This is a genomic window from Rhodococcus sp. KBS0724, from assembly GCF_005938745.2.
Taxonomy (GTDB): domain Bacteria; phylum Actinomycetota; class Actinomycetes; order Mycobacteriales; family Mycobacteriaceae; genus Rhodococcus_F.
Map to the genome: position 1 here is coordinate 2,780,046 of NZ_VCBX02000001.1, position 15,224 is coordinate 2,795,269.

The following is a 15,224-nucleotide window of genomic DNA, read 5'->3' on the forward strand; positions in this document are numbered from 1 at the left end:
CGCTGGCGGTGATCAGGTTGCGCTGCGCTCGTCGGAGCCCATCGCATCGAGTACTGCCATGCGTGTCGACGACGAACCGGTGATGGTGTTTTCGCCAACCCCGGCAATGAGCATGTGCCGCCAGTGCGCCTCGTCGAATACTAGTGGCGCTGTGCTCGCGAGGAACTCTTCGATCACCTGAAGGAAATGCATGGGGTCGTCGCGGAAAGGGAAGTGCCCGGATCCACGGAAAACTTCGAGTCGGGAGTTGGGCATCGCCGCATGCGCGAGGTGCGCGTGCGAGACGGGAATCACGGAATCCTCGTCACCCCAGATCAACTGAACCGGCAAATTCTCCGTCAGATAACACCGATCGAGCATTGTGACGACCTGACCTCGCCAGTCGACCACTGCGCGCAACGTCCGCAAGTAGGCCTCGTAGGCAGTGGGGTCGGGAAGTTCGGCGAGAACGCGAATCAGATCGGGAGTGTCGTGCAGCATGGTTCCCGGCCGCAGGTTCGATCCGTGGACGGCGCCGGCGAGAGTACCGGCGAGGCGCACGATGGGCATCGCTCCGGGAATTCGCAGGAGTTTGAGAACCTCGTTTACCACCGGCACCGACATCAGCCGAAGAATCGGATGAACGTCCTTGGTGATGCCGCCGGTCGAGACCAACACGAGTCGATCGACCATGTCGGGGAACTGGTACGCAAATTGCATCGCCACACCGCCGCCGAGCGAATGCCCAACGACGCTGACGTGCTCGATGCCCAGAGTGGACAGCAAATCGCGCATGCCGTTGGCGTAGGCCGCTACCGAGTAATCGGCCCGAGGCTTGTCGGAGCGGCCGTGTCCGAGAAGGTCAGGGGCGATGACGGTGTAGTTCTTGGCCAGATGGGGGATGATCTCCGTCCACGTGGACGAGTTGTCGCCAATGCCGTGCAGGAGCAGAACTGCTGGGCCCTCGCCCGCAATGCGAAAAGCTCGACGGTAACCGTGAATCGTCCGAAACATCATCCGCGGTTCCTCGTCGGGAACTGGCCGGAGCTGCCGCGTTCGGGGTCTGCTCATGTCGCCTCCAGTATCAGCGCGTGACCGCTGTTGACTGAATCGCCCCGATTTGTTGAGCCGTCAACAAAAGTCACGCAGAATTTGAGGCTATCCGACAGATGTATCGAGAACAACATCTCAGGTAACGACGAGGTTGCGGAATGCGCACGATGTGCGCAATTCCGCAGCTCATATGTCAGTTTCGGTCGGATTCGCCGTCATCCGGCGTGTCGAACTCTCCGCTGCCTGCCTGTTCGGCCAGGAACCGCTCGAATTCGGCACCGATCTCGTCTCCACTGGGAAGGTCGGCCTCACCGGCGAGCAGCGACGCCTGCTGTTCCTGCGCCGTCACGAAGGTGTCGTACTGGCGCTCGAGAGCGTGGACTACAGTCTGAACTTCTTCGTTCCCGGCAATGTGCTCGTTAACCTGCTCGAGGACACGCGCCGAAGCCTCACCGAGGGCGGCGAGCGGCAATTCGAGCCCGGACACCGACGCCACATTTTCGAGCAAGGTCTCGGAGGCAGCCGGGTAATCGGTCTGTGCGAGGTAATGGGGAACATGAACGGAGAAACCGACGGCTTCGTGGCCGTGCTGGCTCATCCGGAATTCCAACAGCGACGACGCGCTGCCGGGAACCTGCAGTTCGCCGGACCAGCGCTGGTGATCGCCGATCAGGTCCTTGTTCGTGGAATGTGCAGTCAGGCCCAACGGACGGGTGTGCGGAATTGCCATCGGGATCGCATTGAGTCCGATGGTCTGGCGCACGCCCAACTGTTCGGCGAGCAAGCGGACAGCGGTGGTGAACCGTTCCCACTTGAGATCGGGTTCCATGCCGGCAAGCAGCAGGAAGGGTGTTCCCACCGTGTCACGAAGCGCGTAAAGGTTGATGGAAGGCGTGTCGTAGTCCGAGAAATGATCTGCCTTGAACGTCATCGTGGGACGACGTGATCGGTAGTCGATCAACTCGTCCACGGCAAACGACGCGACAAGTTCGGTTTCGAGGCTCTCACGCAAATGCTTCGTCGCAAGTTTCACGGCATGACCCGCGTCCGAGTAGCCCTCGAGTCCGTGGATGAGAACCGGTCCCTGGCCGTCGGCAGCCGACAACTGCGGTGCCGGGAATTCCAGCTCGTACATTTTCGACTGGTCGTCCATCGCAGTCCCCTTCGTTCACGGTGCTTGTTTCCAGTGTCCACTATCGGCCGTTGCCGATTCGCAGTGGAGTCGGCAGTCGAGTCGTCGTTTGCCGAGGTTCCTTTGGTGGAACGCGCTTCGTGTGCTCGGGCATTCCCGAATTCCGATGCGGATGCGTTCGCCAGGAGCGAAGCATGCCGTCCGGGTCGACACTCTCACCGAGAGGGCGGAGATCCACGACCCGGCAGATTGAGCATGGCAGAGTGTCGATGAGGTACTGCCGTGGTGGATTTCTCCCATTCGGCTGCAGCCGAATGGAGGCACACGTGATGGTCGGTCGGGGATCGCGCAGGTCGAGGCTCACAGGCGTCGTGACTGTCGTTGCCGCGCTGGGATTGGCAGTGGGGTGTTCCTCGTCGGTTCCCGGGGAGGCGTTGCCCGATGCCGGCGGACAGACACCCGCCGCCGCGGGGTCCGCGCCGACAAGCCCAGCGGGGTCCGCGCCGACCAGCGCAGCGGGATCGACCACTACGAGCGCCACCGCTTCAACCAAGGCCGCGCCGCTGGCGGACCTCCTGCTGACCCCTGCAGAGTTTCCGCCCCCATTCGACGCAGTAGTACTTCCCGCGCAGGCTGTTCCAATGGCCGCGCCGGATCTGGTGGGCGTTCCGCGCGGAGCGACCGTCGACCCGGCCGACTGTGCCCCACCCGAACAGGACTACGGACCTATGGGGACCGTGATGGCTGTGGGCACCGACAACGCGAGCAGATCGACAATCTCGGTGGAACTCACCCGGAGTGAGACCAGCCTGACCAAGTTGGAAGCGCAGACCGAAGATTGCACGTCGATGAAGGTGACCGCAAACGGTGTGACGTCGACGGTCACGACGGTCATCTTGCCGCCTTCGCCGATCAATGCCGATCAAACGTTGTCCTTGCGCCGCACGGTATCGACACCGTCCTCGGCTACCGGGGGCCAAACGATGTTGACCTTGATGGCCCAGGTGGGTGACGTGCGCATTGCCGTCACGCTGATGACATTCGGTGCAACCAAGCCGTCCACCGCGCCGCTGGACGAGGCATTTACCGCCGCTGTTCAGAAAGTGCGCGCCGGCAGCTGAGAATCATGCACGAGGCACCGACACGCATCGTGTACTCGGCGGTTGTGTTCGTGATTCATCCACAGCAAAATTGGTTCTCCACAGCCGAGCTTGACGTGCCATGTTTTGCAAGGTCGAGCGCCGCGGGTCGGTGGCCGCCCTTGTCATGGTTCTTCCATGACAACACCACCGTTTTCCCGGGAATTCGAATCCTCCGACGACCAGGTGCAGAGTTGGCCGTCGCCTGAGTCCGAACACCTCTCCGAACCAGGCGAGCTGATCGCCGCGATCCCAGCGTTGATGGGATTTTGCCCCGAAGATTCCGTCGTCGCGTTGTGCTTGATGGACACCACACCGAAAACGCTCGGACCGATCATGAGGCACGACTACTTTCCCAATATCGGCTCCGAGCTTGCTCCGGCGATGCACTCGGCCCTCGAACAATTTGTTCGAGTCTGCGCGACGGAAGGAACGGTAGCGGTGATCCTGGTGATGATCGGAGACCATCCGTTGGGGGAATTGTTCGACATAGCAGCGGAATTCAACGACATGCTGACCGGCAACGGCGTCGAACTCCTCGATGTGCTCGCCGTGCCGGTGATCGCGAGGGGCAGGGACTGGATGAGCATCCTTGCCCCGGATCGGTATGGGCGCCTGCCCGATCCGGGTTCGTCCTCTGTCGCGGCCGCCCAGGTCCTCGGGGGCCGTGTGATCAGAGCGTCCCGCAGCGAGTTGGTGCATTCGGTCCGTGGGCAATCGAGCAATCACGCGGCGATCGGATCAATGATCGACCGGGGGCGCGCACAGATCGCGTCGCTGCGATGTGCGGCACACTGTTCGAACGACCCCTTTGCTCAGGTGCGCCGGGAGGTCGAGGAAGTCCTGACGCAAGTCGAGCGGATGCGGCGCGGGATGTTTCCCGATCCCCGAGAATGTGCGCACCTGGCACTGGTGTTGTCCGACGTGCGCGTCCGGGACACCGTCATGGGTCTGGCCGCCACGGAGTACGCGGATGCTGCGGAAGCCTTGTGGGCAAACTTGACTCACGAACTTCCGGTGCCCGAATGTTCTTTTCCCGCTACGCTTCTGGGGTTCTTTGCCTATGCCCGCGGCGACGGCCCACTCGCTGGTATCGCGCTTGCGTACGCGCTGGAAGCGGACCCGGAATACTCGTTGGCCGGCTTGCTCGACAACTCGCTGCAAGCCGGCCTGAGACCGGACGGAATTCGTGCCTTGGCGGAAGTCGGACTCGACCTCGCCCGGGACTTCGACGTGAGTGCGATGCCCGAGGCGAGGTGAGTGGACCGAGTAGTGAGTGGACCGAGTAGTGACTGGACTTGAAGAGCCGCAGACCTACCGAGCAGAGTGCGATGCAGAACCGAGGTCCTGCAGGAACTGCCAAGCATCCGCGACGATCACGTCCAGATCGGTGCGCGTCGGTGTCCACCCGAGTTCGGCAATCGCCTTGTCGCTGGACGCGATCAAAACGGCGGGATCGCCGAGGCGGCGTGGAGCATCCTCGACGTTGATCGGAAGTCCGGTCACCCGAGCACACGACGCAATAACCTCGCGGACGCTGAATCCGGCGCCGCTACCGAGGTTGTAGATGCGATGCTCGGATGGTGTGGACTTCTCCAACGCGAGAAGATGAGCCTCGGCCAGATCGAGCACGTGGATGTAGTCCCGCACAGCAGTGCCGTCGGGTGTGGGCCAATCGGTGCCGAAGACCGCGATCTTGTCTCGCTGTCCAAGCGCAACCTGGAGGATCAACGGGATCAGATGTGTTTCGACAACCCGGTTTTCACCAGCAGACTTGTATGCACCCGCAACATTGAAGTATCGCAGGCTGGTGGCGGCTAGACCGTGCGCGACGGAATACGACGTGATCGCGTGGTCGATGGCAAGCTTGGATGCTCCGTACGGATTTGTAGGCCGAGTCGGCGCAGTCTCCATGATCGGAGTCTGCTCCGGCTCGCCGTATGTCGCCGCTGTCGACGAGAACACCAACCTCGGAGTCCGAGAGGCCCGAATGGCCTCGAGGAGCGCGAGGGTTGTGACTACATTGCCCTGCCAGTACTTTTCGGGATGGAGCACCGATTCGCCGACGAGTGACTGCGCGGCAAAATGCAGTACGCCGTCGAAAATCGGGGAGTTGCCGAGGACTTTCGCAGCCGTCTCCGCTACATCACCTTCGATGAAGTCGGCGCCGGCGGGGACGGCATCGGCATTTCCGGTGGAGAGGTCGTCGATCACAACGACCTCGTGTCCGCGTTCGAGTAGCACTGTGCTGCAGACACTGCCGACGTAGCCGGCACCGCCGGTGACCAAAAGTTTCATGAAATTCCTCAGACCAGCTTTACCTGTACGGCGTGCGCCATTTCTTCTGCCAACTCCACACCGTCGTGTCCGGGCACGATGATGGTGACCGAACCTGGGCGGGTCTCAACGGTCACTCGGGCATCCGGAACAACGCCTGCGTCACGCAGCTGCGCGATCACATCGGGATCGGACTGCACGTGCTCGGCGAGCCTGCGCACAACGACGGCCGTCGGCTTGCCCGCCGGAACGTCGGTGAGACGCATCAAGGTTTCGGCAGGATTGCTCGGGCCGTCGAGGCCCAGCTGATCCAGCCCGGGAATGGGATTGCCGTACGGCGATGTGGTGGGGTTGTTCAGCACGACGACGAGTCGGCGCTCGACGTCCTCGCTCATCACATGCTCCCAGCGGCACGCCTCGGCATGCACGTCTTCCCACTTCAAGCCGATGATGTCCACCAGCAGTCGTTCTGCCAAGCGGTGCTTACGCATGACCGAAACGGCCAGGTCGCGGCCCTTGTCGGTGAGCTCCAGGTGTCGATCGCCGGCAACCATCAGCAGTCCGTCACGCTCCATGCGCGCAACAGTCTGGCTGACGGTGGGTCCGCTCTGTTCGAGCCGTTCGGCGATCCGCGCCCGGAGTGGGACAACGCCCTCTTCTTCCAAGTCGTAGATCGTCCGGAGATACATCTCCGTGGTGTCGACTAGATCCTTCACACTCAACCCCTTCGTCAACGGTCATTCTACCGTTCGGTTCCGGAAACTTGTGCCGCTCGATCAGCGGCGAGTCCAGCTGCTCGGCCGGCGCCGACATCCCTGGTGCGGCGGCCTGCGCACTCGAGCTGAACAGTGTGGTGCACGGCACGAATCCAACACGAAGTAGCGTGTTCCCATGACCGCCTCGATCAGATCTGACGAGGACCCCACGACGCCTCGAGCAAATCGAGTTGTGGTGTGGAGTCCGGAGTACCTGAGTTATCGGTGGAGTAACGATCACCCGATGAATCCGACCCGCCTCGACCTGACGATGGAACTCTCCCGTGGCCTCGGACTGCTCGAGGGTATCGAGTTCCTCGAACCCACACCTGCCAGTGACGTCGACCTCCTCCGCATACACACGCCCGCGTACGTTGCCGCCGTCAAATCGGCCGGCCACTCTGCTTCCAACGGTGTTACCGGTGCGGATGTTCCCCACGGTCTCGGGACCGAGGACAACCCGGTTTTCCCACAGATGCACGAGGCGAGCGCAATTCTTGCCGGTGGTTCCCTGGCCGCTGCCAAGGAAATCGCGTCGGGTCGCACCCGTCGTGCGGTCAGCATCGGCGGCGGAATGCATCACGCGATGGCTGACTGGGCATCGGGATTCTGTGTATACAACGATGCGGCCGTCGCGATCTCCTGGCTCCTCGACAACGGGTACGACCGCATCGCGTACATCGACGTCGACGCACATCACGGTGACGGTGTGCAGCACGCTTTTCTCGGTGACCCACGAGTCTTGACGGTGTCCCTGCATCAGCATCCGGCAACACTGTGGCCGAATACCGGGTGGTCAAGCGAAGTCGGGGACGGCGCAGCGGAGGGAACAGCTGTCAACATCCCGGTGCTGCCGGGAACCGTGGACGCATTGTGGCTGCGGGCATTCCACGCGGTGGTGCCCGGAGCGATCGCCGCGTTCCGGCCGCAGATCATCATCAGCCAGTGCGGCGTCGACTCGCATCGGGAAGACCCGCTGGCCGATCTGGCATTGACCGTCGACGGTCAACGAGCTGCGTTTCTCGCGATGCGTGATCTCGCCGATCGTTACAGCGAAGGGCGTTGGCTCGCAGTCGGTGGTGGCGGATACGGACTGGTGCGGATCGTGCCGCGGGCGTGGACGCATCTCATCGCCGCTGCGCTCGATCGTGACATCGACGTGAATACGCCGCTTCCGGACGGTTGGAAGGAAACGACCGGGGCGATGGCGCCGGGCGTGGAACTTCCCGAGACCATGGGGGACGGCGGCGACATCAACTTCTCGAAGTGGGACGGGCCCGGCGGTACTCCCGAGACGGGAGTGGCGTCGGTGGACCGAGCGCTCACCCGCATCGATTCCGCCATCATCGCGACGCGCCGCGCTGCGTTTCCGCTTCTCGGACTCGACCCGGAGGATCCCCGTGACTGAACAGTCCGACCCCAAATCCGATACCGGCCCGAAGTCCGATACCGAAGCCAAGGCCGCCGCTGCGGTGGATGCGGCGCACAACTATCCCCATGAATGGGTTGTCGACGTGCTCGCGTCGGACGGCGGCGCAGTTGCCCTGCGGCCGATCGTCCCCGAGGACGCGGACAAGCTTGTCGAATTCCACGGCAAGCTCTCCGAGCGCACGCGGTACCTGCGGTACTTCGGCCCGTATCCCACGATGTCCAAGCGCGACGTCACGAACTTCACGACGGTCGATCACCACAACCGGGTCGCGTTTGTCATGATGCTCGGCGACGAGATCATCGCCGTCGGCCGGTACGAGCGGCTCCTCGACGTCGGTGACGGCAAGTCGGCTGAGGTGGCGTTTGTTGTTGCCGACGCTCATCAGGGGCGCGGTCTGGGCCCCATCCTGCTCGAGTATCTGGCTGCGGCGGCTGCGGAGAACGGGCTGACGATGTTCGTGGCCGAGGTTCTGTCCGAGAACCGCAACATGGTCACGGTGTTCCGCGAGGCCGGGTATCAGGTCAGTCGATCGTTCGACGGGGGAGTGCTGCGCCTCGAGTTCGCGATCGACCCCACGGAAGCCCTTGTTTCCGTGCGTAATTCCCGGGAACGGGCGGCTGAGGCCCGGAGTATGGGCAACGTGCTCAGTCCGCGGTCCGTGGCCGTGATCGGAGCGTCGGCCGACCCGGCGAAGGTCGGTAACGCCGTTCTGACCAACCTCCTGCGCGGCGGATTCACGGGTCCGGTCTATCCGGTCAACGCCGAACATCGTTCGGTGCACGGAGTTCGGGCCTACAAGACTGTTCGCGAGATTCCCGACGACGTCGACTTGGCGGTTGTTGCCGTCCCCGCCGAATCCATCAGCTCGGTGCTCGACGACTGCCTCGACAAGGGCGTCAAGGCTCTGGTCGTCGTGTCGTCGGGGTTCAGTGACAGTGGCCCGGACGGTCGCACGTCGGAGCGAAAACTTGTCCACGCCGCACGCGCGCACGGGATGCGTCTTATCGGGCCCAATGCCCTCGGAGTGGCAAACAACGATCCGGCGATCTCCCTGAACGCGACGCTGGCTCCGGTTCTTCCCGTCGCGGGTAACGTCGGCTTCTTCTGCCAGTCGGGCGCTTTGGGAATTGCGATCCTCGACGAGGCCGCGCGCAGTCGAATCGGGCTGTCGGCCTTCGTCTCTGCCGGTAACCGGGCAGACGTGTCCGGAAATGACCTTCTGCAGTACTGGGATTCGGATCAGACCACCGAAGTGGTGCTCCTGTACTTGGAGAGCTTCGGTAACCCACGAAAGTTCTCCCGAATCGCACGGCGGGTGGCACGCAAGAAGCCGATCGTCGCGGTCAAGAGTGGACGCCACGCAGTGCCGCCGGTGCTGGCGGCCACCGGAGTCGAGATCGACGATTCGGTCGTTCGCGCTCTGTTCGAACAGGCCGGTGTCATCCAGGTCGGGTCGATCTCCCAATTGTTCGACTGCGCACTGCTGTTCGGTTACCAACCGTTGCCGGCCGGTCCACGCCTGGCCGTCATCGGCAACTCCACCGCTCTCGGTGTGCTGGCCGCAGACGCGGCCCGCAGTGAAGGGCTCCAAGTCAGCGATCCGATCGACCTGGGAGCGCAGGCCAGCCCCGAGTTGTTCGCGGCCGCTGTGCGTGATGCCTTGGCGTCCTTCGACGTCGACGCCGTCATCGCGGTGTTCGTCCCGCCGGTCGCCATCCCGGTCGAACCATTCGCGAAGGCACTCAAGGATGCGGTCGAGGGATCGGACAAGCCGATTCTCACGACGTTCCTCGCCGCGGAAGGTGTGCCGGAGGTGCTGACGGTCCGTGACGACGCCGGAAATCCGACGCGCGGGTCGGTGCCGTCGTATCCGGGACCCGAACGTGCGGCACTGGCGTTGGCGCGGGCCTGGAGATACGCCGAATGGCGAAGTAAGCCCGCGTCCAAGGTGGTGCGGCCCGCCGGAATCGACTCCGAACGGGCTCGCCAGATGGTAGCCGCGTGGCTCGAAAACTCGCCCGGCCGTTGGCTTTCCGACTTCGAGGCGGCGGAACTTCTGGCGTGCTACGGCGTCGACGTCGTCGAATTCCGCTCGGTCCTGACCGCCGACGAAGCTGTGGAGGCGGCCGACGCACTCGGGTACCCCGTGGTGGTGAAGGCAACCGGTGAATTGTGGCGGCACCGCCCGGATCTTGGTGGCGTCCGCCTCGATCTGGTCGGACCGGACTCTGTTCGGCTCGCGTACAGCGACCTGGCCGCAGCTTCGGGGGAGCCGCTCCTGCACGTGCAGAAAATGGCGCCCAAGGGCATCGGGTGTGTTGTGGCCGTGCAGGACGACCCGTCGTTCGGTTCACTGATCTCGTTCGGTCTGGCCGGCGTGATCTCGGATCTGCTCGGTGATCGGGCCTACCGAGTGCTACCGCTGACCGAGGACGCCGCCACCGAATTGATCGACGCTCCCAAGGCCGCGCCGCTGCTCTCCGGATACCGCAATGCCGTCCCCGTCAACAAGGGTGCGCTGGTGGATCTGGTTCAGCGGATCTCGACGTTGGCCGACGATATCCCCGAAGTACGGGAGCTTGCCTGCGAGCCGGTGCTGGCGTCGGCTGTCGGTGCCGAGATCACGGATGCCCGCGTGCGCATCGGGCCGGAGCCGAGTGCCGTGGATCTGGGACCCAGACGACTGCGTTAACTGCTCGCGTCGGACACAGAAAACCGGCCACCGTACGTTCCCGATGGGAGAACATACGGTGGCCGGTGTGTATGTCACACGCCGCCGCGATCAGCTGGCGTAGGAGCGCAGCTTCTCGGCACGATCGCCGACACGAAGCTTGCCCATGACCTCACGCTCGATCTGACGCACGCGCTCGCGGGAGAGCCCGAAGAGCTTGCCGATCTGGTCGAGGGTGCGCGGCTGACCGTCGTCGAGGCCGTAGCGCAGACGGATGACCTGCTGCTCACGCTCGTCGAGGGTGCCGAGCACGCTGCGGACGTCGCTGTGCAGCAAACCGGCGATGACGGCGTTCTCGGCCGACGTTGCCTCGGCATCTTCGATGAAGTCACCCAAAGGTGCTTCTTCGTCGCTGCCGACCGGCATGTCCAGGCTTACCGGGTCGCGGCTGTGGTCGAGGAGATCGGCGATCTTGTGCGCCGGGATTCCCGACTCTTCCGCCAATTCCTCGTCGGTCGCTTCGCGTCCGAGCTGCTGATGGAGTTCGCGTTTGATGCGGGCCAGCTTGTTGACCTGCTCGACAAGATGGACTGGTAGGCGGATGGTGCGGCTCTGATCAGCCATTCCGCGCGTGATGGCCTGGCGAATCCACCAGGTGGCGTACGTCGAGAACTTGAAGCCCTTGGCGTAGTCGAACTTCTCCATCGCGCGGATCAGACCGAGGTTTCCCTCCTGGATCAGGTCCAGGAGCGGCATGCCGCGTCCGGTGTATCGCTTGGCCAGTGATACGACGAGTCGCAGGTTCGCTTCCAGGAGGTGGCTACGTGCCGACTCTCCCTCACGAACGATTGTTGCGAGATCCCTCTTCTTGGCAGCTGTCAGGCGCTTTCCCGTAGCCAGAACGTGGCTGGCGTACAGCCCCGCTTCGATTCGCTTCGCCAGTTCGACTTCGTCTGCTGCTGTCAGCAGTGCGGTGCGACCGATTCCGTTCAGATAGACACGGACCAGGTCTGCTGACGGGCTCTGGGCGTCCAGATCCGCAGCGCTCGGACGAATGCGAGTAGTGGTGCTGGGGCTTGTCATGACTTGCCTCCCTATCGGCGGTCTCTCACAAGGTTCAACGTGTGAGAGTTCCGAGATAGTTCCCGCAGCGATTTCGTCGAAATGGCTCTGACCTGCTGTGTTCCCGCGACTGTCCTGAGAAGTTGCTGAGAACCCGAAAATCTGCAACCCAATCGGAACTGAGTTACGTGACCGGCAACACCAATCCGTGACGTACGAGTGACACGAGCAGAGCGACGACGCCGGCACTCAGATCGTCGGGGTCTTCACCGTTCGCGGCGGCAAGAAGTTCCACCAATTCCCCGGCAACTAGTCCGTCTGCCCGCAGCCCGGCCAGTAGTGCGGCACCGAGGTCGTCGATCTCGTGCTGCCAGTGTGGTCCGTTGCCGCGGTGAATCCGTGTGACAACCTGCTGCCACCCTTCTTCGCCGGGCAGATAGACGCGTTCGAGGGCGGTGTTCGGATCGACGACAAACCGTTCCTGCAACACGTCGTGGTCACGCAGCCATGCGACGCGGTCGAAGTACGCGAGCGCCTCCGGTCCGAGTGGGTCGGAGAAACCGTGGAGGAGGTCCTCGGCCATCAAGTCCGTCGGAGCGTCCGTTCGGCGCAGGAAGACGAAGCCGAATCCCACTCCTTCTACGTTCGACTCCTCGAGATGATCGAGCCATGCATTGGCGCGCTCCTCGGTGGCTGGGTCCCGCGGGTCCTGGCCGCCATCCTTGAGCCAGGTCCCCACGTAGAGTGCAGGATCGGCGACATCACGCTGCACCACCCAGGCGTCGACGCCGTGTGCCGGGAGCCACGATGCGATCCGTGATCGCCAGTCTTCGCCTTCGATATGTACCCACGACGCGAGCAGAGCGGCAGTCCCACCGGGATTCAGATAGTCGACGGACCGCGAGATCATCAGTTCGCTGGCGCCGTCGAGATCGAGACCGGAATCTCGATAGGTGTGGTGAACGCGCGCCTCACCGACGACAAACGGGGGATTGGCGACAACTTGGTCGAAGGTTCGTCCTTCGATGGGTTCGAACCACGAACCCTGATGCAACTCGACGTCGAGGCCGTTGAGCGCCATGGTTGTGGCGGTGAGATCGATCGCGCGTTGGTTGATATCCGTCGCGGTGACGGAATCGGCGTAGGTCTTGGCGTGCAGGGCCTGGATTCCGCAGCCCGTGCCCACATCGAGAACACTTCCGACGCGAGAGGTCGGCGTTGCCTGCAGTAGTGACAGTGACGCGTGCCCAACGCCGAGTACATGGTCGCTGGTCGTGGACTGCTTCGGCCGAATTCCGCCGTCCAGGTCCGAAATCACCCAATGGTCGCCGGCGCCGACGTCGATGGGCCGCAGATCCACGGCGGCACGTACAGCGGAGTCGGCCGAGATTTCCAGCAGACCTGCCTCGATCGCATCGTCGACGGTCAGCGGCGCCAGTGCGGCGGCGACGTCGTCGCGAGCACAGTCGTCGGCCAGAAGGAACAACCGGATGAGAACACCGATGTCACCGTGCTCACGGCTCGCGCGTCGCACCGGAACCGGTTCACTGCGACCGAGCGCTGCGTGAACTTCCGGACCGAGCAGCTCGAGCAGGGTGTCGGTGTCGAACTGATTGCGCAGCAGCGCCGTGCGCAGCGCAGGGGTGATGGACAGGAGTGTTGTGCTCACCCGGACATTCTCGCAGGCGACAACTTTCGCCCGGGTGACGCGTCAACTCTCGATGATGTGATGTGGACTGGACTCGATCTCGCCGGCGTTGTGGCGTCGGCCGTCGTAGCGACTCGGTTCGTCCTTCGTGCGCGGTGGTCGATCATTTGCGATGAGGACCGCGATCCACGGAAGTGGGATGGACGCACCGATGATCAGCATCGAGACCCAGCCGTTCTCCCAAATGCCATAGGCGATAGCAGCCAGAATCAACGCGGGGAAACGGAAAGCCATGATCGTCATGTACTTCCGCACGCGCGCTTTGTGCTGCTCGTCGATGGACAACTGTGCTTCGGTGATCAGTACGGGATTGTCGGGTGTTCCGGCTTCGTCGGAGTGACCGAACGCGCCATTTCGTGCCATAGCTCCACTGTTCCACTCTCGGCCGACAATTGCACACGCGGCCCGACGGTCGCACCGCGCTCGTGGAGACGGCATTATTGGAGGTATGAGCACCCAAACCAAGGAACGCCCCGACGTCTCGACCGACGAAACGACCGATGACGACACCCCGAAGTTCTTTCACTACGTCAAGAAGAACAAGATCGCCGAAAGTGCAGTGATGGGCACGCATGTGGTTGCACTGTGCGGCGAGGTCTTTCCGGTCACCAAGTCGGCAAAGCCGGGATCGCCCGTGTGCCCCGACTGCAAGAAGATCTACGAAGGGCTTCGCAAAGGCGAATGACCGGGTAGTCGGGACCGGCCTCGCTGCGCCGGATCCGACCCGTAGTCCGAACTCGGCGACTCGACAGTGTCAGCGCAGTCGGTCGCCGAGTTCGTCTCTGCTCCCATGCCGTCGCAATCCTTGCCGTCCGGGTTGGCGCGCCGACTTCGCGGTCGACCGTACGTCGGCACTGCTGCCGGATCGGCTTTGTCACCCGATACTCGAATCGGACTGGTTGCCAGGTGCCACGTCAGAGTGGTCACGGGCCCCGCGCTGTTGTCGTCCTCCTGCTGTGCGGCCAGCCACTCACGGACCTGTTCCAGTCGCGTCGCTCGCGCCGGCCAGAATTCCTGCACCGTCGCGTTGAACTCGGCTCCGAGTACCACCGCAAAGCCGAGGAAGAACGTGAACAGCAGGAAGGCGATCGGCGTAGCCAAGGCTCCGTAGGTGTAGCCGGTGCCGGTGACAAAGCCCAGGTACCAGCGCAATCCGGTGCTCGCGGCCATGAAGAACACACCCGCGACCAGTGCGCCGGCAAGAAGTCGATGCCACGGCAGGGACTTCGGCAACGCGACTTTGTACAGCGTTGTCAGACCGATGATGACCAGCAAGCCAACGGCCGGGTAGTAAAACGTGTCGACGAGGTTCGAGCCCACGTCGTACCACGACGGCGGCAACACACGGCCGATCATCGTCGGACCCAGTGCGACCATCGGCAGGATGAACACTGCCAACCCGAGGAACATCACGTAGAGCAGCAGGGCAAAAATCCGTTGCCAGATCGGGTTACGTGCATCCTTCTGACCGTGCGCTTCGACAATCGAATCCACGAACGTCGAGATCGCCGACGAACCGGCCCACAGTGACAGCAGGAATCCGACCGAGATGATTTCCGGCCGGCCACGTTGAAGAACGTCGGTGACCGTCGGCCTGATGATCTGATCGACGACGTTTTCACTGAAGACAGTTCCGCTGAACGTGACGATCTTCGACTCGATGATCTCGACGGTGTTCGGTCCGAACCAGCCGCCGATGTAGCCGATCATGCCGAGCAACCCCAGCAGTAGCGGGGCAAGTGAGAGCGTCTGCCAGAATGCGGCCGTTGCGGCTTTGGCGAAGATCGAGTCATCCCAGGCCTTGCTCAGAGTGCGGCCGATCAGCTGCCCCGTGCGGCGCAGCGGATGCCATCTGCGGTGATGCAGATCACTTCCGTGCGTCGTCGGGCCCGCCTTGTCACTCATAATCACTCCAGCATTCCTGATGACACGCCCCGATGCCCAACCGCGGCGTCGCCGTGTCGCATATTTTTCCGCGGCGAGGGTTGCGCCTGCGATCTCGTGAAACCTCGCCGC

General features: G+C 63.0%; 13 protein-coding genes. 5 read left to right on the forward strand and 8 right to left on the reverse strand.

The window, feature by feature from the left end:
• Window positions 1-12: 12 nt before the first annotated feature.
• Window positions 13-1,050, reverse strand: coding sequence for an alpha/beta fold hydrolase (locus tag FFI94_RS12760; protein WP_138868188.1), 1,038 nt, complete (start codon window positions 1,048-1,050; stop codon window positions 13-15).
• A 175-nt stretch (window positions 1,051-1,225) separates the two neighbouring features.
• Window positions 1,226-2,185: a proteasome assembly chaperone family protein gene (locus tag FFI94_RS12765; protein ID WP_138868189.1), complete on the reverse strand. Its 960-nt coding sequence runs from the start codon at window positions 2,183-2,185 to the stop codon at window positions 1,226-1,228.
• A 350-nt stretch (window positions 2,186-2,535) separates the two neighbouring features.
• Here FFI94_RS12765 and FFI94_RS12770 point away from each other — a divergent pair, with 350 nt between their 5' ends.
• Together FFI94_RS12770 and FFI94_RS12775 are read left to right on the forward strand one after the other, a co-directional pair.
• Window positions 2,536-3,285, forward strand: coding sequence for a DUF5642 family protein (locus FFI94_RS12770; RefSeq protein ID WP_260684054.1), 750 nt, complete (start codon window positions 2,536-2,538; stop codon window positions 3,283-3,285).
• 156 nt (window positions 3,286-3,441) lie between these two features.
• Window positions 3,442-4,563, forward strand: coding sequence for a DUF4192 domain-containing protein (locus tag FFI94_RS12775; protein WP_138868190.1), 1,122 nt, complete (start codon window positions 3,442-3,444; stop codon window positions 4,561-4,563).
• Between the two features lie 54 nt (window positions 4,564-4,617).
• On the opposite strand, the gene galE is transcribed toward FFI94_RS12775, so the two are convergent.
• Both galE and FFI94_RS12785 read right to left on the reverse strand, forming a co-directional pair.
• Entirely contained in the window at window positions 4,618-5,601 is a 984-nt protein-coding gene (gene galE / locus FFI94_RS12780; protein ID WP_138868191.1) for a UDP-glucose 4-epimerase GalE, read from the reverse strand.
• Between the two features lie 8 nt (window positions 5,602-5,609).
• On the reverse strand, window positions 5,610-6,296 hold the full coding sequence (locus FFI94_RS12785; RefSeq protein ID WP_033234793.1) for a metal-dependent transcriptional regulator: 687 nt from the start codon (window positions 6,294-6,296) through the stop codon (window positions 5,610-5,612).
• 175 nt (window positions 6,297-6,471) lie between these two features.
• Between FFI94_RS12785 and FFI94_RS12790 the strand changes: the two genes are divergently transcribed.
• Complete coding sequence (locus FFI94_RS12790) at window positions 6,472-7,743, forward strand: acetoin utilization protein AcuC (protein WP_138868192.1); 1,272 nt, start codon at window positions 6,472-6,474, stop codon at window positions 7,741-7,743.
• Window positions 7,744-7,807: 64 nt separating this feature from the next.
• A complete protein-coding gene (locus tag FFI94_RS12795) occupies window positions 7,808-10,459 on the forward strand; it encodes a bifunctional GNAT family N-acetyltransferase/acetate--CoA ligase family protein (RefSeq protein ID WP_260684481.1) in 2,652 nt (883 codons plus the stop codon).
• A gap of 90 nt (window positions 10,460-10,549) precedes the next feature.
• Here the strand turns inward: FFI94_RS12795 and FFI94_RS12800 are convergent, their stop codons facing one another.
• The 3 genes from FFI94_RS12800 to FFI94_RS12810 form a co-directional block, all read right to left on the reverse strand.
• Window positions 10,550-11,521 carry a sigma-70 family RNA polymerase sigma factor gene (locus FFI94_RS12800; protein WP_138868194.1) on the reverse strand — a complete coding sequence of 324 codons (972 nt, stop codon included), beginning with the start codon at window positions 11,519-11,521 and terminating at the stop codon, window positions 10,550-10,552.
• 163 nt (window positions 11,522-11,684) lie between these two features.
• Window positions 11,685-13,169, reverse strand: coding sequence for a class I SAM-dependent methyltransferase (locus FFI94_RS12805; RefSeq protein WP_138868195.1), 1,485 nt, complete (start codon window positions 13,167-13,169; stop codon window positions 11,685-11,687).
• Between the two features lie 42 nt (window positions 13,170-13,211).
• Window positions 13,212-13,571 (reverse strand): DUF3099 domain-containing protein, encoded by a 360-nt coding sequence (locus FFI94_RS12810; RefSeq protein WP_138868196.1) that lies wholly within the window; start codon window positions 13,569-13,571, stop codon window positions 13,212-13,214.
• A gap of 85 nt (window positions 13,572-13,656) precedes the next feature.
• Between FFI94_RS12810 and FFI94_RS12815 the strand changes: the two genes are divergently transcribed.
• A complete protein-coding gene (locus tag FFI94_RS12815; RefSeq protein ID WP_138868197.1) occupies window positions 13,657-13,893 on the forward strand; it encodes a DUF3039 domain-containing protein in 237 nt (78 codons plus the stop codon).
• On the opposite strand, the gene FFI94_RS12820 is transcribed toward FFI94_RS12815, so the two are convergent.
• On the reverse strand, window positions 13,866-15,113 hold the full coding sequence (locus tag FFI94_RS12820) for a YihY/virulence factor BrkB family protein (RefSeq protein ID WP_138868198.1): 1,248 nt from the start codon (window positions 15,111-15,113) through the stop codon (window positions 13,866-13,868). The two genes, FFI94_RS12815 and FFI94_RS12820, sit on opposite strands and share 28 nt — an antisense overlap.
• Window positions 15,114-15,224 lie beyond the last annotated feature (111 nt).